The sequence below is a fragment of the Bacteroides sp. Marseille-P8574 genome, assembly GCF_902825465.1.
Lineage (GTDB): Bacteria > Bacteroidota > Bacteroidia > Bacteroidales > Bacteroidaceae > Bacteroides > Bacteroides uniformis.
In genome coordinates, this window is record NZ_CADEBE010000001.1 from 650,167 (window position 1) to 675,898 (window position 25,732).

Here is a 25,732-nt window from a genome sequence, read left to right on the forward strand (position 1 = left end):
CCTACCTTAGAGGGACAAAAGCCCCCTAAGAGGTATCGACCTAAGCGACTCTCACATAAGAGGTATACGCCTTAATCTACTTGACATACGGGGAACCATCGCCAATACTTCCCAAACCATGGACCTGACTGCACTTCTCAGCATTACAATAAAGGATTAAAAACGAAAAACAATTCCCTATTTTCAATTGTTAGTAAGATAGTTTATAATTAAAATTGACTGAATATGAAAATAGAGAAGATTATCGGACGTGAAATCCTCGATTCAAGAGGTAACCCAACTGTAGAAGTAGACGTAACCTTGGAATCCGGCTTCATAGGCCGTGCATCTGTCCCGTCAGGAGCATCCACGGGAGAACACGAAGCATTGGAACTGCGTGACGGTGACAAAAAACGTTACGGAGGCAAAGGTGTCCTGAAAGCCGTGAACAATATCAATAATATCATTGCTCCCAAGCTCATCGGTATGTCCGCCCTCGACCAGATGGGTATCGACCATGCCATGCTTGCACTGGACGGAACCAAAACGAAAGCCAATCTGGGTGCCAATGCCATCCTCGGCGTATCTCTTGCCGTGGCCAAGGCTGCCGCCGCTTACCTCGACATCCCACTCTACCGATATATCGGTGGTACAAATACCTATGTGATGCCCGTACCGATGATGAACATCATCAACGGCGGTTCGCACAGTGACGCTCCCATTGCTTTCCAGGAATTCATGATACGCCCCGTAGGTGCTACTTCCTTCCGCGAAGGTCTGCGTATGGGTGCCGAAGTGTTCCATGCACTGAAGAAAGTCCTGAAAGACCGTGGCCTCAGCACAGCAGTAGGCGATGAAGGAGGTTTTGCTCCTAATCTGGAGGGTACAGAAGATGCCTTGAACTCCATCATTGCCGCCATCAAGGCTGCCGGATACGAACCGGGCAAAGATGTAATGATTGCCATGGACTGCGCTTCTTCCGAGTTCTACCATGACGGCATCTACGATTATACTAAATTCGAAGGCGAAAAAGGAAAGAAGCGTACAGCCGACGAACAGATTGACTATCTGGAAGAGTTAATCAACAAGTATCCCATCGACTCTATCGAAGACGGCATGAGCGAAAACGACTGGGACGGCTGGAAAAAACTGACCGACCGTATCGGTAACCGTTGCCAGTTGGTAGGAGACGATTTGTTCGTCACCAATGTGGACTTCCTTGCAATGGGTATCGAAAAAGGTTGCGCCAACTCCATATTGATTAAAGTAAACCAGATAGGTTCGTTGACCGAAACACTGAACGCCATCGAAATGGCACACCGCCACGGATATACTACCGTAACTTCCCATCGTTCCGGTGAAACGGAAGATTCGACTATCGCAGACATAGCCGTAGCTACCAACAGTGGACAAATCAAGACCGGTTCACTGAGCCGTTCAGACCGTATGGCAAAATACAACCAACTTCTTCGTATCGAAGAAGAGCTGGGAAGCAATGCGGTGTATGGATATAAGAAAGTGATAGGTGATGAGTGATTTGCCGGTGTCTTTCTTTACCGGAAGACAGAGCTTATAAAGAAAAAAGCATTTATTAAATGTAAGAAGGGGCGAACCGTCACAGTCCGCCCCTTCTCTTTTTAACCTTAAATCAACAATCAATCTACTACCTTAAAGAAAACTGCTTCTCCACTTTGGCTATCCGGTGCCACCCAAAGAGCAAAGTCTCCGACTTCCACCGTCTTCACCATATCTATATTCCAGAAAGCAAGTTCACTTATCGGAAGTTCAAACGATACATTTTTCTTCTCGCCCGGCTTCAATGTGATGCGAGCAAAGCGTTTCAGCTCCCTCACCGGACGGGTCACCGAAGCGAACTTGTCCTGCACGTAAAGCTGGGCTACCTCAGTACCTTCATACTTTCCGGTATTCTCAAGGTCGAAAGTCACAGTCAGCACATCTTCCTTCTTCAGATTGGCTGACGAGAGTTTCACATTATCATATTTGAACGTCGTATACGACAGACCGTAGCCAAAAGGATACAGCGGATCGAAACCAGCATCCATATAGAAAGAGGTACATCCCAACGAAGTCTGCCCCGCTTCCAACGGAATGTCATTCAGCAAAACCTCATTCCGCGTAGCCGGACGTCCGGAACTGTTATGAGCATAATAAACCGGTATTTGTCCTACCATCTTCGGGAACGTCACCGGAGTCTTGCCACTTGGCACAGCCTTGCCCCACAACAAGTCGGCCAATGCCGGTCCTCCCATAGTTCCGGGATGGAACGAATAAAGTACAGCAGACGAGAGTTCGACTTCCTTTCCTATGGTCAACGGACGCCCTGCCATTACGACAGTAACCACCGGTTTTCCTGTTTTCGCCAAAGCGGCAATCAGTTCGCTTTGCGCACCTTGCAGGTTCAAGTCGGCCAGACAATGCGCCTCTCCTGAAAGAATAGCCTCTTCGCCTACAAACGCCAAAATAACATCAGCACGTGCAGCGGCAGCAGCGGCTTTGGCAACACCTGCCATATTCTTGTCACGGCTATAAGTCAGACCGGGCTCGTATATCACCTGCACTTTGTCCCCCACCAGTTCCTTGATAGCCTTCAACGGTGTCACGGTTTTTGTCTTGTCACCATCAAATATCCAGGTACCCAATTGGTCATAAGGTGCATTTGCCATCGGACCTACCACAGCAACCGTCTTTACCGAAGATTGCAGAGGCAATGTCTCCTTTTCGTTCTTCAGCAAGATGGCCGATTCCACAGCAGCTTTCTTGGCAGCCTCCAGATGAGAAGGAGCATAAAGTTCCTCTATACGTTTCTCATCTACATAAGGGTTATCAAACAATCCTAAACGGTACTTGACGCGCAGAATATTCCGCACTGCATCATCTATAGCAGATTCCTTGACTTTTCCTTCTTTTATCAACTCCGGCAGTTCCTTGACAAACGTATAGCTGACCATCTCCATATCCACACCGGCATTCACCGCCTTCATTGCTGCCTCTTTAAAATCGGCAGCAAAGCCATGTGCCATCATTTCGGCTACCGAAGCCCAGTCTGACACTACTATTCCATCAAATCCCCATTCACCACGAAGCACATCTTTCAAAATAAAAGTGTTTCCGGTAGACGGTGCTCCATCATTGTCATTGAACGAAGTCATGAAAGTAGCTGCTCCTGCCTTGGCTACAGCTTCAAAAGGAGGAAGGTATACATCCCTCAAACGACGCTCCGGAATGAAAGTGGAATTATAATCACGCCCGCCCTCGGCAGCACCATAACCTACAAAATGTTTAGGACATGCGGCTATGGAAGTCGGACTGTTCAGCGAATCTCCCTGGAAACCTTCGACCATAGCAACACCCATCACTGAAGTCAAATAAGTATCTTCGCCACATCCTTCGGCCATACGCCCCCAACGGGGATCGCGAGCCACATCTATCATCGGTGCAAATGTCCAGCGGATACCCACGGCAGAAGCCTCCACAGCCGCTACCCGTGCACCATCCTTAGCCACCTGCGGGTTGAAAGATGCCGCTTGTCCCAAGGGAATAGGAAATATGGTCTTGAAACCATGGATCACATCACGCGCCATCAGCAAGGGGATGCCCAAGCGGGACTCCTCCATTGCCACACGCTGCAAGGCATTGACACGCACCGGATCTACTTCATTCAGGATAGACCCGACTTCACCTTTCTTTATCAATCCGCTCATATCCTCTATGTTACCATAAGAAGAAATCTGGTTCATCTGCCCAATTTTTTCTTCCAATGTCATACGGGACAACAGCGCTTCTATTTTCTGCTCGATGACTGCGTCATTTTTTGTATCCTGCACTTGAGTACAAGATATAAAAGGAAGCAGCAATAAACAAGCAGAGAGCATTTTCATTGTTTTCATCTTTAATCTATTACTTGAAATGGAACATTTGCTGTAGAGACAAAACCCGTATTATCAAGTATATATACGTACAAACGATATTCCCCGGGAACTTTAATCATAGTCTCATACACATTCTTGTCTGACACGGCCACGTCACCCATTCTTTCCGGACGTGGTTCATAAGAACCTCCAAAACCCAAGACTGTAGCCTCTTTCAGTACTTCCCACACATAAGTCAAAGAATCATTCTCCTTATCTGTGACGGAAACCTCCGCTTTAAATAAAGTACCTGCTTTGATACGGACATTATCAATGGCACTTTTACCATTGATAGTCATGCCCCGAACTATCGGAGCCGTTTCATCCAATTCCTTGCCGGTCCACACTCTTTGCATAGCCTCCACCATAGGAGTCTTTTCTCCTTTCAGAGGCAGCATATCCACCGTGTCTTCTACAAACATACTGAACCAAGTAGGCGTACGTTCTTCTTTTTGTCCCCACAAGAATACAAAAGAGCCCAAGCAACGGGTATTGGCAGAAATATATTGCGTATAACGCTCTTCGTATACCTGTCGTTTTTCTTCACTGGTCTGCTCTATGGGTGCCTTCCACTCGGTTGACGCTGTTTCCCACCAACCGGTCGGTCCCCACTCGGTAATCATAAATGCACCCTTGTAGTCCGACCGGTCAACAACAGCCTGCACCTCTCCCATCGGACCATATACATTGATGCCCACATAATCGAGAGACGGAGCATACTTTGCCACAGAGTCCAATGCCGACGGATTGTAGGAAATCACTGTCGAAACCAGATGACGCTTGTCTATCGACTTAATCAGCTGTGCCAGTTCTTCCACAAAATTCCATGCGGCAGCTATATTGGCATTTCCCAACTCAATTTCATTGCCAATACCCCAAGCCAGCAAACTCGTATCATTCTTGAACGTTTCTGCCAACAAGCGGACTTCTTCGCGCATCTTGTTCTTATATTCATCATCGTAATAGCGTATGGAGTCTTTGGTCATGCCTATTCCCTGCATTACGTACATGTTGTGCTCTGAAGCCAATGCCAGGTTTTTCTTTATCTCCTCCACATTACCTCTCCAGGTTCTGAAGGCATTGGCACCACTCTGGGCGGCAATGTCTAACCGATATGTGCCGCCTACGCCTTTAATATAGGTTTCTCTTCCGTCAATGGAAAGTTTATAACCGTCTGCCGCTTTCTCTATTACAATGCCGTCTAAAGAAGAAGAACAGGCAGACAACAAAACTAAACAGATAAAAATAAATATTTTTTCTTTTTTCATTATCAATTGTTCTAAAGCATAAGGTATGCTATGTTATAAATAAAAAAAGCATTTAACCTTCATTTTCAAACTTCATAAAAAAACAGTTCTACTTCTTCTGAAATACACGTACATAATCCACCTTCATCGTTACAGGAAGAGCAGACTCATCCACACCGTTCATTCCACCCCAATCACCGCCCCAAGCCAGATTCAGAATGGGATAGAAAGCATAATGGAAAGGCCATTGATTATGACCAGCTCCCAATTGTTGTTTGGTAACAGCCAACTGTACCTTGCCATCCACGTATGTAGTGATGGCATCTTCTGTCCACTCTAAAGCATAGAGATGAAATTCTCCTTCTGCCTGTTCTATAGTCATGGCATGTGTTTTCTGCGTACCTATAGTATGATTATAATCTTGCGTATGGATAGACGAAGAGACTTCGTTGGGCACGACTCCCACTTCCTCCATAATGTCTATTTCACCACACATGGGCCATGGATTAGTATTCCAGTCATTATCAACTGGCATCATCCAAAAAGCCGGCCACGTCCCCTTGCCTTCAGGCAACATGATACGTGCTTCAAAGTAACCGTATTTCCAACCAGTATTCACTTTAGCATACACACGACCAGAGTAAATTTTACCATCGGAGCCTTTGAAACAATTTATATTCAACTTACCGTCCACAAGTTCTGTCACACGCTTTCCGTCAGCGGAACCATTAACGTAATTCTGAAGTTCATTGTTTACCCACCCTGCTCCTTGAACTTCGTGTGTCCAGTCATTGCCGAGAGATATACCCTCATTAAATTCATCATGCCAAACCAACCGATACCCCTCAGGAATATTGATATCCAGATCTTCAGCCGATTCTTGAATAACTGTTACCGTTGCTTTCTCTGCACCAGCCACAACCTCAACTGTGCCCGTACGGGAAATCTTTGCATCATTAGCTAAAGTGGTCACAACAATCTCCTCACCGTTTTTTTCTGCGCTAATCCAACTATCATTGGATTTCACATTCCATTCGCCAGAAGCAATAACAGATAAGACAAAATTTTCTCCTACAGAATTAGAATACAACTCAGTCTGTGACACTGATAAAGGAGCCGCTTGCGTAAGAGGAATAGATACACGAGTAGCACCAGATTTAACCACCACTGTACCAGTACGAGAAGTAGTACCCGTATGAGCACTGACTATAACTGTCGCTGTGCCTTGGCTAGAAGAAGAACCTATTACATTTACTTTGACCCATGAACTGCAATCATCAGAGGCAAAAGCTGTCCACTCTTTACCGGAACAAACCACATTCACCACATATTGGCTAGCTTGTGCAACAGCCTCTATCTTTTCAGGAGAACATTTAATGGTAACATCCTCGGATTGCGGTTCCTTGTCATCGTTACTGCCACAAGCAATCAACGAAAACAAAAGAATAGATAATAGACAATAGTATTTCATATATATTTCTTTATAACATAAGTAGAGAAAAAGGGAAAGGATGAAATTCCAGCAATTGCCAAGATAACACACATCCTTCCCCCCCTTTTATAATTCACTGTTTTTTAGTAGACCAATATCCTATCCAATACTAGTCTTCAATCTCTATGAGTCTGGAAAATAATATCCTTAATAGTCACTTTTGTGTCAGCAGGATTTCCACCAAAATCCAAGACTAAAGATATAGCATGCATATCTTTAGGCGCCTTTTTATTTGCAACCCAAAATTTATTATCTTCATTACCCAACAAATCCGTCTGTTCTGCAAAGAAGAAATTGTCATCATGTTTGACATCAGGTTCATCAGTCTGAACCAGTTTTACTGTCACTCCCTTCAAATCAGTACTAGGATTTAGAGTGACACAGAAATCATAGGCAGTTTCTGTATCGGCTGACAAATCTGTAACAAACGAGAACTGGTTCTGCCATTGTGCTTCAGTAGCATCAGGGAAAGTGAGTGTATAAGCATTTCCATCCACCACCAAATCAGGATTAGGTCTAGCACTCCAATCCGGGTTTGCATAGAAGAAAGTATTGGTAAAGGTTGCCCCGTTCCAAAGATTGTCTTCACTATCCACCTTTACCCAAGAAGGTTCAGGCTCTTGTACTTCAGGAATTTCCGTACCGTCATCATTAGCATGGTCTTTCAAGACAAAGCTTTCCAAAGTAATATCCGTATTAGCTTCATTACCACCAAAATCAAGTGCAAACTTCAAGTCGGTAATATTCACACCGGGTACGTTACTGAACCATATACATTTGGGCTCATTAGCATCTAAAGCCACACGCTGCATATTGATAAACGTATTGTCATCACCCTTCTGCTGTACTTTAACCGTCACGCCCGGATGTTTGGTAGTAGAAGTAATTATCACTGAAAAATCATAGGTTTTATCCACAGACAAAGCAATTGCCTTATCCAATTCCACATGCATCTGAGCTTGCCACTGATCGGTAGTAGCTTCCGGTAAGGAAACAACAAATGCACCATTCTGATAAGTATATTTTGGATCTGCAATCTGCCCCCATCCTGGAGCATAGTAGAAAGATGCCACATTGAAAGTTACTCCCTTAAACATGTTAAATTCACTATCTTCCACAAAACCACCAAAACCGTTCATAATAGTCTTCTCTATTTCAAAGGTTTTAGTTATCGAACCATCACTGATGCCATTTGCGTTCTTTACTTTACATTCTACTGTATATGAACCTTTTTTACGATAATATTTAGAAAAGCCATATGAGGCTTGATAAGCGCCGTCAATTATCCAAATCGGAGACACTCCAGGAGCAGAAGTAAATTCAAAGTTTGCATAATTGGTTGTCTGATCTACAGTAACTTTAAAGTTATCAGTATAATCCGATGCTTGTGGGATATTGCCATTGGCTCCCGTAAAATCTTCAGGCGAACATGAAGTCATTGCAAAACCAGCAACCAACACGCCTGCTATATATTTAAATATATTTTTCATATCAATTATTTGTTAATGGAGTTATGGTAAACTATTTATAAGCATTCTGAACCAAAGCAGGGTCAGAATCCAACTCACTTTGTGCAATAGGAATGTATTTCTTCTTGGCAGTCCAAGAATTGGTACGGTAGCCATATTCATCTGGGACAAGTGCAGTAGTAGCCTTGTTTTTAGATGATGCTCCACTAATTCCTTCAGCACGTACCAAATCAAAATAGCGTTTACCTTCGCCAACAAATTCCAAATGACGCTCTGTGAGGACATCGTCAACTGTGACACTCGCAAGTTCAGCCAAACCGGCACGGGTACGAACTTCGTTCAACCATGTCTTAGCCTCCCCAGTACTACTTCCACCTGTACGAAGAGAAAGTTCTGCAGCATTGAGCAATGTTTCAGCATAACGATAATAACGATAGTTGTTATTATAGTTCAAATTCTGGTCACCGGAAGACTGCTTGAAGTTCTTATCATACGGACGATATTTTTGCAACCAAATATGAGTATCTTGATAACGTTTCGTATATTCTACATCTTCGGCAATCACCCAGCAAGTTGCATCACGACGTTTGTCTTGTTCACTAAACATTTGATAAGTTTCAAGACGCATGGGCATAAATCCCCAACCATCATTACCCTTTGACCAACCATCATCACCAGGGAAAGAGTTAGGAGAAATCAAAGTAGGAAGCACTGTGCCACCAACAGCTAACGGACTTCCCCAGCCACGTTCGTTATTAGTTTGCTCATAATTAATTTCCCAGATAGATTCGTCACACCATTCACCTTCCGTTTCCCAGATGTTGGCAAAACTAGGATTCAATCTAAAGCTAGGACTATCAATAAGCTCCTTCATATAACCTAAAGCTTTTGAAAAACGACTTTCATCATTCTGATACATTACCATTTCAGCATATATCATATAAGCCATAGCTTGAGTGACACGTCCCAACTGACCTTCGTCATCAACTTCTTTACCATCTTTGATTGTTTTATAATATTTCAAAGGTAGCACCTTAGAGTCAATTACAGCTTCAAGTTCCACAATCAACTCAGCATAAACCTGATCGGCAGTATATTGCGGAGCCGTATAAGGAGGTTCGGAAAGATTCTCCAAATAGAAAGGTACATTACCAAAATAATGCCACAACATATTATAATAGAAAACACGTAGTAAACGGGCTTGCATCTCATAGAGTTTACGATTGGCCTCAGTAACATCAGTACCCCAATCAAGATATTTCAGTAAGTCATTACAACGTTTGATGCCAGAATAATCCACAGTCCAAAGAGAGCCAAGTGTATTATTTTCATTAGCTTCATAATTAAATAACATATGCCAATTCTGCATATCGGTCTTGGTTGCACCACCTACCCAAAAATTATCGCCCATAATTTCACCGTCAATATTCAAGGCATTGTACTGTCCCAATCCCCAATCTGGCCAATGGAGAGGGTCATAGGCGGCAATCAGAGCTTCCTGAATATGCTCGTCCGTAGTATAATAATCTTCCAATGGTTCACCTGTCGGATTTTCCACCTCAAGAAAACTGTCACTGCAACCGGTAGTCAACACTGTAGCGGCAGCAAGTAAGCCTATTGCTAATATTTTATTTGTTTTCATATAATTCTTATGTTTTTAAATTAGAAAGAAACATTTACACCTACTGTATATGTACGAGCCTGCGGATAAATACCACGGTCAACACCAAGAGAAGTTGCACCTGAAGAAATTTCAGGATCAAATCCCCAATATTTGGTCCAAGTCACAAGATTTTCAGCTTGTACATATACGCGCAGACGTTCAATAGTGAGTTTGCGAGTAAGAGTCTTAGGCAATGTATATCCCAAAGTAATATTCTTAAGACGAAGATATGAACCATCACAAACATAAAGATCAGATACCATCCAGTTCGTTGCATTACCGACAGCCAGACGAGGATACTTATTAGAAGTACCTTCACCAGTCCAACGTCCCAACATCCAAGAAGGATAGTTACCAGAAGCAACATCTGTACGATAAGTGCCATCAAACACATCAGCACCAGCCACACCTTGGAAGAAAATATTAAAATCAAAGCCTTTCCAATCAGCATTGAGATTCAAACCATAAGTCCAATCCGGAGTACCATTACCAATGTTAGTACGGTCATCTGCCGAGATGCTGCCATCACCATTTACATCCACAAAACGTGTATCACCAGGAACCGCATCCGGCATAATCATTTTACCATCTTTATTGACATAAGCACGAACTTCATCCATATTCTGGAAAACACCGTCAGTCTTGTAACCATAGAAATAGGGGAAAGGTTGTCCGTTAGAGCCGCGTGTACCGCCGCCAGAGAATCCTTGAATACCATCTAAATCCATATAGCCAGTATCATTACCCAAATTCTTCAATTCATTTTTAAGATAAGTAGCATTTCCCTTTACTGCAAATTTAGCATCAGCAATATTCCATTTATAGCCAAGTTCAAACTCAAAGCCACTATTTTCCATATCACCTACGTTACCAAGAGGTTTAGTTTCACCTACATAACTCGGGATAGGCATCGTAATAATCATACCATTGGTTTTCTTTATGTAATAGTCGGCACTGAACGTTAAAGCATTATTAAAGAATCCCAAATCAATACCTAAGTCAGTTTGCTCACTCTCTTCCCATTTCAAATCAGGATTTGCCAAACGTTGTGCTTTAGAACCATTCCATTTGATGGCATCTTTACCCAAAAGAACATTATTACCCATGGCTGTCAATGAAGTATAACCAAATTCGGCTATGTTATCATTACCATTCTTACCCCAACTAGCACGAACCTTTAAGTTAGACAACCATTCTCGCGTATCAGCCATAAATTCTTCATTTGTCACATTCCATCCCACAGATACTGAAGGGAATGTACCATATTTATTATTAATACCAAAACGACTTGAACCATCACGACGGATTGTAGCCTGAATCATATAGCGTTCATTATAGTTATAACTCAAACGAGCAAACATAGACGACATTCTATGTTCTGTATAAGGACCTCCATAAACGCCATACTGAACTGTAACGCCAGTAATATTACCATTTTCATCCTTTGTATATTCAACATTCCCTGTAGCATAATCAATAGAAGGTTTATTAGGATTCACCAGATTCCAGCGGTTACCACCAAGTTGGTCTCCTTTATATTTAAGGGCAGACTGTCCCAATACAACACCAAATGTATGTTTGCCAATAGTTTTATCATAAGTCAATGTATTTTCAATCTGCCATGTCACATTCTGTGCCTTGAATGAAGATGCACTAGTATGTGTTGCCTTATTATTAGCAGAGAGGTAATACTTACTCTTGGTAGCCCCTTCATTACCCCAAAATCCCATATCAGCACTATAATTGAAGTGATACTTCAAATTATCCCACAATTGGAGATCAATAGAAAACTTTGGAACAAACTTATGTGACCAATTCTTTGTAGGAGTCAACGTCATCATAGCCAGCGGATTATTCATTTCCTGATAAGCTCCTCCGTAGCCAGGTACTGTATAAGGATCACCATTTGCATCACGAGGCAAATCAAAATCTTTATAAGTTTCAATCATCTTTTCAGCTGCATCACCAGTCAATGTAGGGGTCAAAATAGGAGACAGATAAAGAGCCGAACCCAAAATTGAACCAAATTCAGAGTTAGTGCCAACACCTGTTGAATGCGTACGCATATAAGCCAAATTTACACCTAAATCCAATTTATTAAGGAAACCGCGTTCTTTAGATGCATCAATTAGATTATATTGAGTATTGGAACGAACAGTCAAACGGTCATAATTAGAATGTCCGTGATTACCACCAACAATACCATCTTGTGAATAATACCCCAAAGATAAATAATAATTTACTTTTTCTGATGCACCACTAACTGTCACATCATGATTCACTACCGGAGCATTGTCATAGAAAACAAGATCTTGCCAATCAGTGCCAAACCCTTTGATAGAATTTCCATTAGCATCAATCAAATTATAAGGATCTGCATAAATTGGAGCCTGACCACCATTCACATTGGCTTCATTCTGAAGGATAGCATAGTCTGTCGCACTAGTTACATCACGTTTCTTCCATGCGCTCTGCCAACCATAAGAAAAATTGTAATTAATCTGTGCCTTACCCATCTTACCTTTCTTGGTAGTTACTAGAATAACGCCATTAGCAGCACGCGCACCATAGATAGCACCAGAAGCAGCATCTTTCAAGACTTCGATAGACTCGATATCATTAGGATTTACAAAATCAAGACCACCACCAATAGGCATACCGTCTACAATGTAAAGGGGATCACTATTGTTAATAGTACCAATACCACGTACACGTACACGAGGAGAATCACCCGGCTGACCAGAAGCAGAAGTTACATCCACACCTGCAGCCAAACCTTTCAATGCATTATCCATACGCACCGGAGATTTGTTTTCCAAGTCCTCACTACTAACTTTGGCAATAGATGCTGTTACCACACTTTTTTTCTGAACACCATATCCCACCACTACTACTTCGTCCAGCGTTTCTGAATCTTCCTGAAGAACTATTTTCAAGGAAGTTTTTCCATTTATCGCAACTTCTTGCGATTTAAAACCAATATAAGTAACAGAAAGTGTTGCGTCGGCAGGAACCGACAATGTAAAATTACCGTCCAAATCAGTAATTCCACCATTGGTAGTACCTTTAACTACCACATTTACTCCAGGCAACGGTTCATTATCCGAACCGCTTACCACTGTACCTTTTACCTGTATATTTTGGGCATATACAGAAGCCAAGGTAAAGCTTAACAGAAATAAAACTGATAATAACTTTTTCATAAGTTTTACTAAATTAAGATTAACGTTTCTCGGTTTTGTCCTCAATCGAACAGTGCAAACATAGAGTAAAAGGCAATAAAACAAACAAGAAACAATCATTCTTAAATACGTCAAATACAAAATTCAAATACGTTATCAATACGTCATTAATAAATAACTTATTAATAATCAATAGTTAATATATACTTTCAAGTATTACGTCACAACATGTTATAGAACACAAAAGGGAGAAATTTAACATTCCTCCCTTCCATGCACTTCCTTCTTTTAAAGGAAGTTAATATCTAAAGGCTACAGTTTATTGCTTAAATAATCCGTCAAACTATCCTCTCTCTCTAAAGCGAACTTCTTACGAAGACGATAACGGATTGTTTCAACTCCACGAACCGAAATATTCAACAGAGGAGCTATTTCTTTCGTGGAAAGATTCATCTTTAGATAAGCGCACATCATGCGTTCGTTGTGGGAAAGTTCCGGATGCTTGGCATGAAGACGTTTCATAAAATTGTTATGTATCAAGTCAAACTGGTCTTCAATACGCTTCAAGACCTCATCACTCTGTATATTACCGTCTATTTTATTATTGATAAGTATAAGTTGCTGTTTCCCTTCACGAGCCCCCTCACCCTTCAGCAAGGCGGATACTTTAAGTATCTCCGACTTGATTTCAGTCAGCATTTCATTCTTACGGACAAAGTTTATCATCAGATTGGCCATTTCCTGGCTCTTATGTTGCAAATCGTATTCCAATTTTTCTTTCTCCAGCTGCATAATCTGCTTTTCCTGACGAGCCTTCTCCTCTTCGTACTCCCTTTCCATATCGTGCAACTCCTTGTCCTTCTCGACCACCGCCTGCTGTTTCTTCCGCTTCACACGGACATCATCCCAGCGATAGACATACCATAAGGCAAGCAAAGCCAAGATGATATAACAAACGTATGCAACAGCACTGCGATACCACGGTGGAAGTATACGGAAGGCGATTGTATCCGATGATGTCGTACCGTCAGGAAAGACCGCTTTAACTTCAAACGTATATTCCCCTTCCGACAAGCTGCTATACTCCTTGGTGCGTACCGTTGTGAAATCGGACCAGCCTCCCTTATTCAAACGATATTGAAAACGGATATCATCCCCTACCGAAAAAAAAGAAAGGGCATAGTCAAAACGAACGGAATTCATGGAATAAGCTATCACCGGAACCGGCTTCTCTCCTAAAAAGTTTGCGGTATATACCAATGAATCCTTGGGATAAGACAGATACATGTTCCTTATATATAAGGAGTGGCTACGATCTTGACGCTCTCTTACGGCCGGGATACTGAATAAAGCGAAACCTCCTTCATTAGGAACCACCATCAGCGAATCTGAAAGAGGAATAATCGTTTCAAAACCGGGTACCAGTTCAATCAGCGATTGCTGGATGGGATTAATGCTTGTATTCGCCCCCCGCTTATAGGTACCCAGATTGGCAATACAGATTTCGTGAGGGCTCAAACTAATCAACTTATCGTGATACTCCAAGATACGCGAATAGGCCGCGGTGCCATTCAAAAGGTTGTTCATATCCGGACAAGGCTCCATGACATCTTTATGAGGATTATGCTTATAGATTCCCCGGGGAGTGGCAAAATACCCCCGGTCTTCTATCTTCGCTATATACATATCACGCCCTACCGGGAAACCATCCTTCGCGCTATATTCCTTTATACGGACAGCTTTTGTCAAATCATTATCCAAATCCACACGGGTAACATGATCTGTATTGTACACCCAAATCACCTTATCGCTTTCCTGCTCAAAAAGACGGCAAGAATCGTTCATACCCTCAATCTTGCCAACCACCTGCCATTCTCCATTCTTTTTCCCAACCAAATAAATACCGTTATATACCCCAACATACATAAGGTCCGTACGTCCTGCCACAAGTTGGCAACACCAGGCGCCGGCAATATCCGTCACGCGTTTTACGGAAGTGCCATTGATAAGGAAAATACCACGGTCGTGCAGACAGAAGAGTTCATCACCTATACGGCAAAGGTTCCAGACCTGTCCGCTGGATTGGGGCATCGGACGGATATCCGGCAAATCGCCATTCATCTGTACCGGATAAGAGGTGTAATACAAACCACGATTGGTACCTAAATAAAGATAGCCGCCTTCTACGGCCGCCGTATATCCCGTGCCGTAGGAATAGGGATAGGAATAGAGATTCGTAAAAGGAGAACTCAGACAGACGTAGTCAATGCCGCTATCCAGACCGGCCCAGAGGTTTCCGGTCGTATCGAAGGAGACAGAAAGCACCGTATTGTTACGCAAGCCGTTGTTCTCATTGAAATATTTCAGTTGCATGGTGCTGCAATCCACCAGTACCAATCCTTTATGAATGGTTCCCAAGGCAATCTTATCATCCTTTTTGGCCACGCAAAAGACTTCATTCTCACGCATAAACTCTTCGGCACCGGTGATGAACGGTTCCATCGTACGCCCGTCACAATAGTAAAGTCCGTTGTATGCAGTCACCACCAGAACACCTTTCTTATAAGGTATAATGCCACGAATACGTTTGGAAGCTAACGCATCGGCACCCTGAAGAGGGAAAAAAGTGTTTCCAACCAAAAGCCATACACCTCTGTCCGTACCGATGTAAAGAATACCATTGACCATATTGGAACAATCTATCTTGGCATTCATTTCAATGGCGGTATATTTTCCGTTCAGGTACTTCACCACACACCCGTCCCCTTGGAAATACAAAATATTGTCAGTCTCATGGATGCCCCACACGTTTCCAAGAAAACGAACGGAACTCTCCAAAGTATCGGACATGCAATGATAGGCCAAAGAACCGTCCGCATCCGGTTCATAATAGCCGAACTCATTGATGCCCCCCACATAAATTCTTTTTTGGGTAGCAGAAGCCAGAACGGAACGCACATCGGAAGCATTGTTCAATGGAAATACATTCCAGACATTGCCATCAAATTGCACCATACCGTTCTTGTTGGCGAAATATACCCACTTGTCATCATAGGGTGCTATCTGCCAAGTCTGGGTCCCCTTGCCATAAACACTTTTATCAAAATTGACGATAAAGCTATTCCAGCCGGCAATTGCTTCGACCAAAGGGAGAAAAAGAAAAAGGCAGAAAAAAAAGTAGAATGACAATATGTGTTTGTTCATGTGTATAATGACTATATAGTTAGTTGCACAAAAATAATGCTTATTTTCAAGGTAGCGCACAATAGCCTATCAGTTTTTTCGTCCCCGATTATTATTTTCTTCTCGAATGGCAATCTTTTGCATTACTATACTTTAGATTCCGGTATACTAAGAAGTATTCGTCCGACAGTTGTTGAATTATCGTCCGACAGCTGTCGGACGATAATTCAACAACTGTCGGACGATAAGGTTACACATGTCGGACGAATACTTTTTAGTAAAAGGAATATTTGTCCATCGTAATGCCGGAAAGAATCCGTACCTCCCCTCCAAAGTGTCTGTATAAGGAGCCGTGAAGAGGGATAGAATAGAGAATCTAAAAAAATAAATAAAAAAATCGCCGCAAGCTATTGCAGATTTCAAAATAATGCCTACCTTTGCAACCGCAAAACGAAAACGGGTAAGTCCTATACGGCCAGCTCCCTTCGAATCCTCCAGGGCTTGATCGCAGCAAAGGTAGTTGGTTGTAGCGGCGCGATATAGCAAGCTTACCCACCCGCCTCTTTAGCTCAGTTGGCCAGAGCACGTGATTTGTAATCTCGGGGTCGTTGGTTCGAATCCGACAAGAGGCTCGAAAGAAAAGCAGATGATACGAAAGTGTTACCTGCTTTTTTCTTTTTGCCCCGCAAAGAATCCTCTAATTTATTTAAAATCTACACATCGGCTTGCCCTTGAATCCAACTATATTTGTACCTTTGCACATTATTTCTAAGAAAGATGGCAGAAAATAGAGGTTACATGCAACAATACGCAATGCTGTTCGGTACCTATATGGGAGGTTTCTGGATATTGAAGTTCATACTCTTTCCTGTGGGGCTGTCGGTTCCTTTTTTACTTTTCCTTTTCATGGGACTCACGCTATGCGTACCTTTTATGGGATATTATTATGCACGGATGTATCGTAATCAGTTATGCGGAGGCGGCATCAGCTTCCTGCATGCATGGATATTCACCGTTTTCATGTATATGTTTGCCGCGCTGCTTGCCGCCGTGGCACACTACATCTACTTCAGGTTCATAGACCACGGATATGTGATAAACACGTGCGAAACGATGGTAGACACGCTTGCCCAAAGCAACATGCCGGGAATGGATTCGTACATCGCCACCTATCAGGAAGCTTTGGAGACAGCCCTACTACTCAGCCCTATCGACATTACGCTACAGATGATATCGTCCAATGTATTTTGGGGTTCGATACTGGCTTTCCCCACCGCCTTGTTCGTGATGAGACGCAAGAAAGACGACGCTCCGGCAGAGTGACGGAACAGCAAAAAGAATTGTTATTTCAATTGTAAAATAGAAAAATCATACATCAATGGATATTTCAGTTGTCGTACCACTATATAATGAAGAAGAATCACTCCCCGAATTGTTCGCATGGATTGAGCGGGTGATGAATGCCAACGGCTTTTCATACGAAGTGATTTTCGTTAACGACGGAAGTACCGACCGTTCGTGGCAGGTTATCGAGCAATTGCAGGCACAAGCTCCGGACAAAGTACGGGGCATTAAGTTCCGCCGCAACTACGGGAAGTCGCCGGCATTGTTCTGTGGTTTCGAACAAGCACAAGGCGACGTCGTGATAACCATGGACGCCGACCTGCAGGACAGTCCCGACGAAATACCCGAACTCTACCGCATGATTACCCAGGAGGGCTACGACCTCGTATCGGGCTGGAAGCAGAAACGTTACGACCCGTTGTCGAAGACCCTCCCCACCAAATTGTTCAATGCCACCGCCCGCAAAGTATCGGGCATCAAAAACCTGCACGACTTTAATTGCGGACTGAAGGCATATCGCAAAGAGGTTGTCAAGAATATAGAGGTATACGGCGAAATGCACCGCTACATCCCCTACCTGGCCAAGAACGCCGGCTTCAAGAAAATCGGCGAGAAAGTGGTGCACCACCAGGCACGCAAATACGGAAAGACCAAGTTCGGGCTGAACCGATTTGTAAACGGGTATCTGGACTTGCTTTCCCTTTGGTTCCTTTCCCGGTTCGGCATCAAGCCCATGCATTTTTTCGGATTGCTGGGTTCATTGATGTTCATCTTCGGCTTCATAGCCGTGGTCATAGTAGGTGTCAGCAAGTTGTACTACATGCACCATGGCATGCCCTACCGTCTTGTAACGGACTCTCCCTACTTCTACCTCTCGTTGACCTCCATGATTATCGGCACACAACTATTCGTGGCAGGATTCCTCGGAGAGCTGATTTCACGTAATGCCCCGGAACGAAACAAATATCAAATAGAGAAAACCATTTAACGATGAAAAAATTAGTCAGACTTGTCATACTCGGAGCTATCCTTTGTCCGATAGTAAGCATAGCTATCTCCTGCTCGGAAGAGGCCGACTGTTCCATGACAGCACGCTCCATGGTGAATTGCATTCTTTATAGAGTAGACCCCGAAACCCAATACGTGGAGAACGACACGCTCGACTCGCTCACCGTGACAGCATACGGCACCGACTCCATCATCATCAACAACCAGAAGAAGGTACACGACATCTCCCTGCCACTGCGCTATACGGAGGATTCCACCAAGCTGATATTCAAGTACAGCCGGACCAAGAGTGACACGATGGTGATACGCCACACCAACACCCCCTATTTCCTATCGATGGATTGCGGCTATCAGATGAAGCAGGCCATCACAGACGTAACGTGCACCCGCATCTCTCTGGACTCGATATACATCAAAGACAATGAAGCAGGCATCTATGGAAAGGAAAATCTTAAGTTATTCTATTAGTCTGGCACTCTGCCTGCTGATGTTCCTCCCCCTACGGGCGCAGAACGGGAATCCTACCGCTCCCCCCCAGGGAGCACCTCCCAAGAAGGAGAAGAAGGACGCGAAAGAAGAAGTGCACTATCCGTTATACAACGGCATGTCCGTCGGCTTGGACTTGTGGGGAATCGGAAGCTCCGTATTTGGAGGAGATTTCCTGAGTTCCGAAGTGGCCGTGGACGTAAACCTCAAGAACCGCTTCTTCCCTATTGCCGAACTGGGATATGGCTCCACGGACACCTGGAGTGACAAAGGCATACACTACAAAAGCAATGCCCCCTACTTCCGCATAGGAATGGACTATAACACGCTATACAAGAAGCAGCACGGACACATGCTACTCGTAGGCTTGCGTTACGGTGTTAGTAGCTTCAAGTATGATGTAGACGCCTTGGGACTGGACGACCCGATATATGGTGGCATCGTAGGCAATCCGAATCTGGACGACGAGATATGGGGAGGCAGCCTGCCCTATAACCATAAAGGAATGAAAGGCTCCATGCAATGGGCGGAATTTTGTGTCGGTATCCGGGCGCACGTCTGGAAGGCATTGTACATGGGCTGGTCACTACGCTTCAAGTTCAAATTGTCTGCCTCGGCCGATGAATACGGTGACCCGTGGTATGTGCCCGGTTTTGGGAAATATGGCTCCAACACGATAGGAGTAACCTATACGATAACTTATAAACTACCTCTTTAAGCAACTTATGACAGGGTTAGAGATTTGGCTACTGGCCGTAGGACTTGCGATGGATTGTTTCGCCGTTTCTATAGCCAGCGGAATTATATTGAAACGCGTCCGGCTGCGCCCTATGCTGGTGATGGCCGTCAGCTTCGGCTTTTTCCAGGCTTTGATGCCTCTGCTGGGATGGATAGGTGCCAGTTTTTTCAGCCACCTGATAGAAAGTATCGACCATTGGATTGCATTCGGTATCCTTGCCTTCCTGGGTGGACGTATGATAATGGAATCCTTCAAGGACGAAGGTTGCAAGCACGAGTATGACCCTACCAGCCTGAAGGTGGTGCTCGCTCTGGCCGTGGCAACCAGCATCGATGCATTAGCGGTAGGTGTTTCGTTTGCATTCCTCGGCATCAAGCAATTCTTGGCTATTCTTTCCCCCATCGGGATTATCGGTTTTGTATCATTCGCCTTGTCGATGGTCGGCCTGATGTTCGGCATCCGTTTCGGATGTGGCATAGCCCGCAGACTGCGCGCCGAACTCTGGGGAGGGGTTATCCTCGTCATCATCGGTACCAAGATATTGATAGAGCATCTCTTCTTTTAATTAAAAAGTAAAAACTCAGATATAGGATATGGAAAAGAAAGTACAACGGAATTTTTTATGGATTGCCCTACTAGTACTGGGTACCATATGGATACTTGCCCGCCACAATCAAGTCACTCCTTATCAGACGGACAACGGACTGATATTCGGTACAGTATATAAAGTGACTTATCAATGTGACCAGAATCTGAAAGAGGAAATAGAAGCGGAACTCAAACGTTTCGACGGTTCCTTGTCCCCTTTCAATGATACGGCAACCATTACGCGCATTAACCGCAACGAGGACATTGTGCCCGACTCTTTCTTTACCAATGTCTTCCACCGAAGTATGGAAATCTCCAAAGAGACCGATGGTGCCTTCGATATCACCATTGCCCCTCTTGCCAATGCCTGGGGATTTGGCTTCAAGAAGGGTAACTTCCCCGACTCTGCCATGATAGACAGTCTGCTGGAGATGACAGGATACGAAAAAGTAGAATTGTCCGATGAAGGGAAAGTGGTGAAAACAGATCCGCGTATAATGCTCTCATGCAGCGCTGTGGCAAAAGGATATGCAGTAGATGTCATAGCCCAACTTCTGAAGAAGAAAGGTATCCGCAACTTCATGGTCGATATAGGCGGAGAAGTAGTTGTTCACGGGCAAAACCCTCAAAATGGACTTTGGCGCATCGGTTTGAACAAGCCGATAGACGACTCACTGGCAGTGAACCAAGAATTGCAAGCAGTGCTGCAAGTCACAGATTTAGGCATGGCTACATCGGGCAATTATCGCAACTACTACTATAAAGACGGAAAGAAATATGCGCATACCATCGACCCGCGTACCGGCTATCCGGTACAGCACAGCATCTTGTCCGCCACCGTCATCGCCAAAGATTGCATGAGTGCAGACGCCTATGCCACGGCATTCATGGTGATGGGGCTGGAAGAAGCAGAACGCGTGGCGGATGCACATCCGGATATCGACGCCTGCTTCATTTATACGGATGAAGAAGGAAAGCTTCAAACGTTCTTAACAAAAGGGATGGAGAAGTATATGAAATAATGCGCAAATGCGATTAACCCATCATTTATAAAATACAAAATATACCGCCAGTACCAGACATACAAAAGCGGCAAAATGATTCCAATGCAGCGTTTCTCCCTTGAAAAGAACTGTTGTGAACACCGTAAAGATTATCAAAGTGATTACTTCCTGAATCACTTTGAGTTGCATCAATGAGAACGGGCCTCCATTGCCTAAAAAGCCTATCCGATTGGCCGGAACCTGACAAGAATACTCAGCCAGAGCTATTACCCAAGAAAACAGCACCACGGCATACAACGGCCAGTTGGAGATGACTTTTGTCTCTTGTAGCTTCAGATGCCCATACCAGGCAAACGTCATGAAAATATTAGATACAATCAATAGCAAAATGGTATAAAATGCTTTCATATATTTTTTAATAATTAATGGTTAATGTTTTATGATTGCAGGCAGCAATTCCTCCTGCACATTCGTCATACTCCCCCATAGACTATAGCGTGCCTCAGGATTCATTTCCTCCAATTGTTTCAGAATGCCTTTCATTGTACTACGGCTGGATTGTGACTCATACGGACAATTCTTCACCTGCTTACGATACCCCCTCACTTGCGCCAACTCCATCAAATCCGCCTCATGTACCAGACACATCGGACGGATAATCGTCATATCAAACTTCTTCATCACCAATCGGGGAGGCATGGAGCTGAACGCTCCCTGATAGGTGATATTCATCAGCAAAGTTTCCAGAATATCATCCATGTGATGGCCTAACGCAATTTTATTACATCCCTGCTCCTTGGCTACGGTAAACAATGCCTTCCGCCTATTCCAAGAGCAAAGAAAACAAGGAGACTTGCGGGTATCTGTCGTGGCATCAAACTCCGTTTCAAAGAGAACAAAAGGCACTCCCCACGACTCTACATACTCCCTCAGATAGTCTACATCGCTCTGATAAGGTATATTCTTCATCACTACATGTACGGCGACAATGGAAAAACGGGGTTTATAGATACGGGCACGCCGTGCCAACAACTCCACCAGCGCCAAAGAGTCCTTGCCTCCCGAAAGCCCGATAAGAATCTTATCGCCGTCCTCTATCAGTCCATATTCCACCACACCTTTGCTAAACCGCTTGTCTATGCGGCGCAACATCTTTTCTTCTTCAGTAAATTGTGCCATTGATACGAGTTATGAGTTATAAGTTATAGCTCTTCCGGCTGCAAAAGTAAGGCAAAAGAACGATTTAAAGAAGAATTAACAAAATAGAATTACGGAAACCAGCTTTATTCACGATAAATTTGTATTTTTGACCTTCTGAACAAATCAGCATGTATCAATATGAATAAAACATGTATCAATATGAATAAAACATGTATCAATATGAATAAAAAATATATCCTTTTCTTTCTATTCAGCCTTTTAAGCATAACAATTTCTGCACAAAGCCTGGCAGAAGCCAAAGCCTTGTACGAGAAGGGAGAATACGAAGAGGCCAAGCCCGCCTTCAAAAAGTTCGTCAAGACACAACCTGGCAATGGAAATTACAACCTATGGTACGGTGTATGTTGCTTGGAAACCGGCGACCCCGCAGAAGCCTTGAAACACCTGGAAAACGCCGTCAAAAGACGTGTCCCCAGCGGGCAACTCTATTTGGCCCGGGCATACAATGATTTATATCGGTTCGAAGATGCCATCGAAACTTATGAGACCTACATTTCCGACCTGAGAAAGAGAAAACGCTCCACCGAAGAGGCCGAACAATTATTGGAAAAAAGCAAATCCAACTTGCGCATGCTGAAAGGTGTGGAAGAGGTTTGCTTCATCGACAGCTTTGTGGTAGACAAGGAAAATTTCCTGGATGCATACAAAATCAGCCCCGAATCGGGCAAGCTGTTCATGTACGACGCCTATTTCAAAGATTCCGGTAAGGAAGGCGGAACGGTATACGAAACGGAGCTGGGCAACAAGCTATATTATAGCGAAATGCAACCGGACAGCACCCTCAGTATCCTTTCGCGCAACAAGTTGCTGGACAAATGGAGCGATGGCAGCTTGTTGCCCGGAAGCATCAACGAGGCCATGAATGCAGACTATCCCTATGTACTTACAGACGGTATCACTATCTACTATGCTTCGGATGGCCCTGGCTCGATGGGAGAATATGACATTTTCGTCACCCGTTACAATACGAATACCGACTCCTATCTGATGCCGGAAAATGTGGGCATGCCGTTCAATTCGCCCTACAACGACTATATGTACGTCATCGACGAATTCAACGACTTGGGATGGTTTGCCTCCGACCGTTACCAGCCCGAAGGCAAAGTGTGCATCTATGTATTCATTCCCAACTCATCCAAACAAGTGTACAACTACGAAGGGATGGACCCGGACAAGATGATATCATTGGCGCAACTTCACTCTATCAAGGACACATGGACGGACACCGATGCTGTAGAGGCCGCCCGAGAAAGACTTCGGACCGCTGCCAACGCAAAGCCGCGGACTACCAAGAAGCACGATTTTCAATTCGTCATTGACGACCACTCCACCTACTACCAGCTGGACGATTTCCGCTCCCCGCAGGCCAAAGCCTCGTATGGCAAATACAATCAGCTGGAGCAGAGCTACAAACAACTGCAGGAGAAACTGGAAGATATGCGTTCGGAATACTCCCGAGCCAACAAGCAGGAAAAGGACAAGATGTCCGCCGCCATCCTCGACCTGGAGCAACGTGTACGGCAATTGTCCACTGAGATGGAGCAGACTGCCATTCAAGTGCGCAACCAGGAAAAGCAAGCCACCAAATAAAGACAACTATGGATATACTCATTATCGCCTCATTGATTATAGGAGCAATAATCTTGTTCTTAGTGGAATTATTCGTAATTCCGGGCATCAGTATTGCCGGTTTTCTGGCAGGAGGTTGCATCATCTTTGCCAACTACTATGCCTTTGCCTATATGGGCACCACGGCAGGTGTCATTACGCTTATCATATCTGCCCTGGCTTGTATCGGCTCGTTGGTATGGTTCATGCGCTCCAAGACACTCGACAAAATTGCATTGAAAAAAAACATCACCTCCAAAGTAGACCGTAGTGCAGAGGAAAAAGTCAAGGTAGGCGATGTAGGCATCACCACTACCCGCCTGGCCCTCATCGGCTATGCCGAAATCAACGGAGACATCGTGGAAGTAAAGTCATCAGACGGCTTCCTAAACGAAAAGACTCCGATTATCGTAGACCGTATTGCGGACGGAGTCCTCTTAGTGGAGCGGCTCAAGCAGTGAAATTTCTGAAATCAACCTATTTATAACTAACAATTAATATTTAATCTCATGGATCCAAGCACAATGTATTTAACCGCCTTCCTCATTATAGGAGGCATTATCTTCCTGGTACTTTTCTTCCATTATGTACCGTTCTTCTTGTGGCTGTCCGCCAAAGTATCGGGAGTAAACATCTCGCTGGTACAACTTTTCCTGATGCGCATCCGTAATGTTCCTCCTTATATCATTGTGCCCGGCATGATTGAAGCTCACAAAGCAGGATTGCAAAACATCACACGTGACGAACTGGAAGCGCACTACCTTGCCGGAGGCCACGTAGAACGGGTGGTACACGCATTGGTATCTGCCTCTAAAGCCAATATCGAGTTGCCGTTCCAGATGGCAACCGCCATCGACCTTGCCGGTCGTGACGTATTCGAAGCCGTACAGATGTCCGTTAACCCCAAAGTAATCGACACCCCTCCTGTGACAGCTGTTGCCAAAGACGGTATCCAGCTGATTGCCAAAGCCCGTGTAACGGTGCGCGCCAATATCCGCCAATTGGTGGGAGGTGCCGGAGAAGACACGATTCTGGCCCGTGTAGGCGAAGGCATTGTCTCCTCCATCGGTTCGTCAGAGAACCATAAGTCTGTATTAGAGAATCCGGATTCTATCTCCAAACTGGTATTACGCAAGGGGTTGGATGCCGGAACGGCATTCGAAATTCTGTCCATTGACATTGCTGATATTGACATAGGTAAGAATATCGGTGCTGCCCTGCAGATAGACCAAGCCAATGCCGACAAGAACATTGCTCAAGCCAAGGCAGAGGAACGCCGCGCCATGGCCGTAGCCACAGAGCAGGAAATGAAGGCAAAGGCCCAGGAAGCCCGTGCCAAAGTTATCGAGGCAGAAGCGGAAGTACCCAAAGCCATGGCCGAAGCATTCCGCAACGGCAATCTGGGTATCATGGACTATTACCGGATGAAGAATATAGAAGCTGACACTTCCATGCGCGAAAACATTGCCAAACCGACGACAGGCAATACCAGCCAGCCGTTGAGCAAATAACTCGAAAAGTAACTGACAGAAACGCCGAAACCGGTGAACAAGAATCGGCTCCCGGCGTTTCTATTTATAAACAAAAGAT

General features: G+C 44.3%; 19 protein-coding genes and 1 tRNA gene. 11 read left to right on the top strand and 9 right to left on the bottom strand.

Annotation, left to right across the window (positions count from 1 at the left end; all coding sequences use genetic code 11):
- Positions 1-225 precede the first annotated feature (225 nt).
- Complete coding sequence (gene eno, locus HUX74_RS02830) at positions 226-1,515, top strand: phosphopyruvate hydratase (RefSeq protein WP_117600731.1); 1,290 nt, start codon at positions 226-228, stop codon at positions 1,513-1,515.
- A gap of 119 nt (positions 1,516-1,634) precedes the next feature.
- Here eno and bglX read toward each other — a convergent pair whose 3' ends face one another.
- From bglX to HUX74_RS02865, 7 genes are all read right to left on the bottom strand, one after another.
- Positions 1,635-3,887 (bottom strand): beta-glucosidase BglX, encoded by a 2,253-nt coding sequence (bglX, locus tag HUX74_RS02835; RefSeq protein ID WP_117600730.1) that lies wholly within the window; start codon positions 3,885-3,887, stop codon positions 1,635-1,637.
- Positions 3,888-3,889: 2 nt separating this feature from the next.
- Positions 3,890-5,176: a glycoside hydrolase family 2 TIM barrel-domain containing protein gene (locus HUX74_RS02840; RefSeq protein ID WP_174646167.1), complete on the bottom strand. Its 1,287-nt coding sequence runs from the start codon at positions 5,174-5,176 to the stop codon at positions 3,890-3,892.
- Between the two features lie 88 nt (positions 5,177-5,264).
- Entirely contained in the window at positions 5,265-6,626 is a 1,362-nt protein-coding gene (locus HUX74_RS02845; RefSeq protein WP_174646168.1) for a family 16 glycosylhydrolase, read from the bottom strand.
- Between the two features lie 137 nt (positions 6,627-6,763).
- On the bottom strand, positions 6,764-8,137 hold the full coding sequence (locus HUX74_RS02850; RefSeq protein ID WP_117600727.1) for a hypothetical protein: 1,374 nt from the start codon (positions 8,135-8,137) through the stop codon (positions 6,764-6,766).
- Between the two features lie 31 nt (positions 8,138-8,168).
- Positions 8,169-9,758 carry a RagB/SusD family nutrient uptake outer membrane protein gene (locus tag HUX74_RS02855; RefSeq protein ID WP_174646169.1) on the bottom strand — a complete coding sequence of 530 codons (1,590 nt, stop codon included), beginning with the start codon at positions 9,756-9,758 and terminating at the stop codon, positions 8,169-8,171.
- A 20-nt stretch (positions 9,759-9,778) separates the two neighbouring features.
- Positions 9,779-12,982, bottom strand: a complete 3,204-nt coding sequence (locus tag HUX74_RS02860; protein ID WP_174646170.1) for a TonB-dependent receptor — start codon at positions 12,980-12,982, stop codon at positions 9,779-9,781.
- A gap of 291 nt (positions 12,983-13,273) precedes the next feature.
- Positions 13,274-16,165: a triple tyrosine motif-containing protein gene (locus tag HUX74_RS02865; protein ID WP_174646171.1), complete on the bottom strand. Its 2,892-nt coding sequence runs from the start codon at positions 16,163-16,165 to the stop codon at positions 13,274-13,276.
- 537 nt (positions 16,166-16,702) lie between these two features.
- On the opposite strand from HUX74_RS02865, the gene HUX74_RS02870 reads away from it, so the two are divergent.
- From HUX74_RS02870 to HUX74_RS02900, 7 genes are all read left to right on the top strand, one after another.
- Positions 16,703-16,776: transfer RNA gene (locus HUX74_RS02870), tRNA-Thr, on the top strand.
- A 145-nt stretch (positions 16,777-16,921) separates the two neighbouring features.
- Positions 16,922-17,467 (top strand): DUF4199 domain-containing protein, encoded by a 546-nt coding sequence (locus HUX74_RS02875; protein WP_174646172.1) that lies wholly within the window; start codon positions 16,922-16,924, stop codon positions 17,465-17,467.
- 55 nt (positions 17,468-17,522) lie between these two features.
- Positions 17,523-18,476: a glycosyltransferase family 2 protein gene (locus HUX74_RS02880; RefSeq protein WP_016273343.1), complete on the top strand. Its 954-nt coding sequence runs from the start codon at positions 17,523-17,525 to the stop codon at positions 18,474-18,476.
- A 2-nt stretch (positions 18,477-18,478) separates the two neighbouring features.
- Positions 18,479-18,964 (top strand): DUF6452 family protein, encoded by a 486-nt coding sequence (locus HUX74_RS02885; protein WP_057088046.1) that lies wholly within the window; start codon positions 18,479-18,481, stop codon positions 18,962-18,964.
- A complete protein-coding gene (locus tag HUX74_RS02890; protein WP_119962048.1) occupies positions 18,933-19,700 on the top strand; it encodes a DUF6048 family protein in 768 nt (255 codons plus the stop codon). The genes HUX74_RS02885 and HUX74_RS02890 overlap by 32 nt, the downstream gene beginning before the upstream one ends.
- Positions 19,701-19,707: 7 nt before the next feature.
- On the top strand, positions 19,708-20,286 hold the full coding sequence (locus tag HUX74_RS02895; protein ID WP_174646173.1) for a manganese efflux pump MntP family protein: 579 nt from the start codon (positions 19,708-19,710) through the stop codon (positions 20,284-20,286).
- A 28-nt stretch (positions 20,287-20,314) separates the two neighbouring features.
- On the top strand, positions 20,315-21,331 hold the full coding sequence (locus tag HUX74_RS02900; protein WP_119962050.1) for an FAD:protein FMN transferase: 1,017 nt from the start codon (positions 20,315-20,317) through the stop codon (positions 21,329-21,331).
- A 21-nt stretch (positions 21,332-21,352) separates the two neighbouring features.
- Here HUX74_RS02900 and HUX74_RS02905 read toward each other — a convergent pair whose 3' ends face one another.
- On the bottom strand, positions 21,353-21,721 hold the full coding sequence (locus HUX74_RS02905) for a DMT family protein (protein WP_005826856.1): 369 nt from the start codon (positions 21,719-21,721) through the stop codon (positions 21,353-21,355).
- 21 nt (positions 21,722-21,742) lie between these two features.
- Positions 21,743-22,492, bottom strand: a complete 750-nt coding sequence (locus HUX74_RS02910; RefSeq protein WP_119962051.1) for an ATP-binding protein — start codon at positions 22,490-22,492, stop codon at positions 21,743-21,745.
- Between the two features lie 201 nt (positions 22,493-22,693).
- On the opposite strand from HUX74_RS02910, the gene HUX74_RS02915 reads away from it, so the two are divergent.
- From HUX74_RS02915 to floA, 3 genes are read left to right on the top strand one after another with little or no spacing between them, the layout of a single operon-like run.
- Positions 22,694-24,124, top strand: a complete 1,431-nt coding sequence (locus tag HUX74_RS02915; protein WP_119962060.1) for a M48 family metallopeptidase — start codon at positions 22,694-22,696, stop codon at positions 24,122-24,124.
- Between the two features lie 8 nt (positions 24,125-24,132).
- Positions 24,133-24,603 carry an NfeD family protein gene (locus HUX74_RS02920; protein ID WP_117600719.1) on the top strand — a complete coding sequence of 157 codons (471 nt, stop codon included), beginning with the start codon at positions 24,133-24,135 and terminating at the stop codon, positions 24,601-24,603.
- Between the two features lie 48 nt (positions 24,604-24,651).
- On the top strand, positions 24,652-25,653 hold the full coding sequence (floA, locus tag HUX74_RS02925; RefSeq protein WP_005826863.1) for a flotillin-like protein FloA: 1,002 nt from the start codon (positions 24,652-24,654) through the stop codon (positions 25,651-25,653).
- Positions 25,654-25,732: the final 79 nt, after the last annotated feature.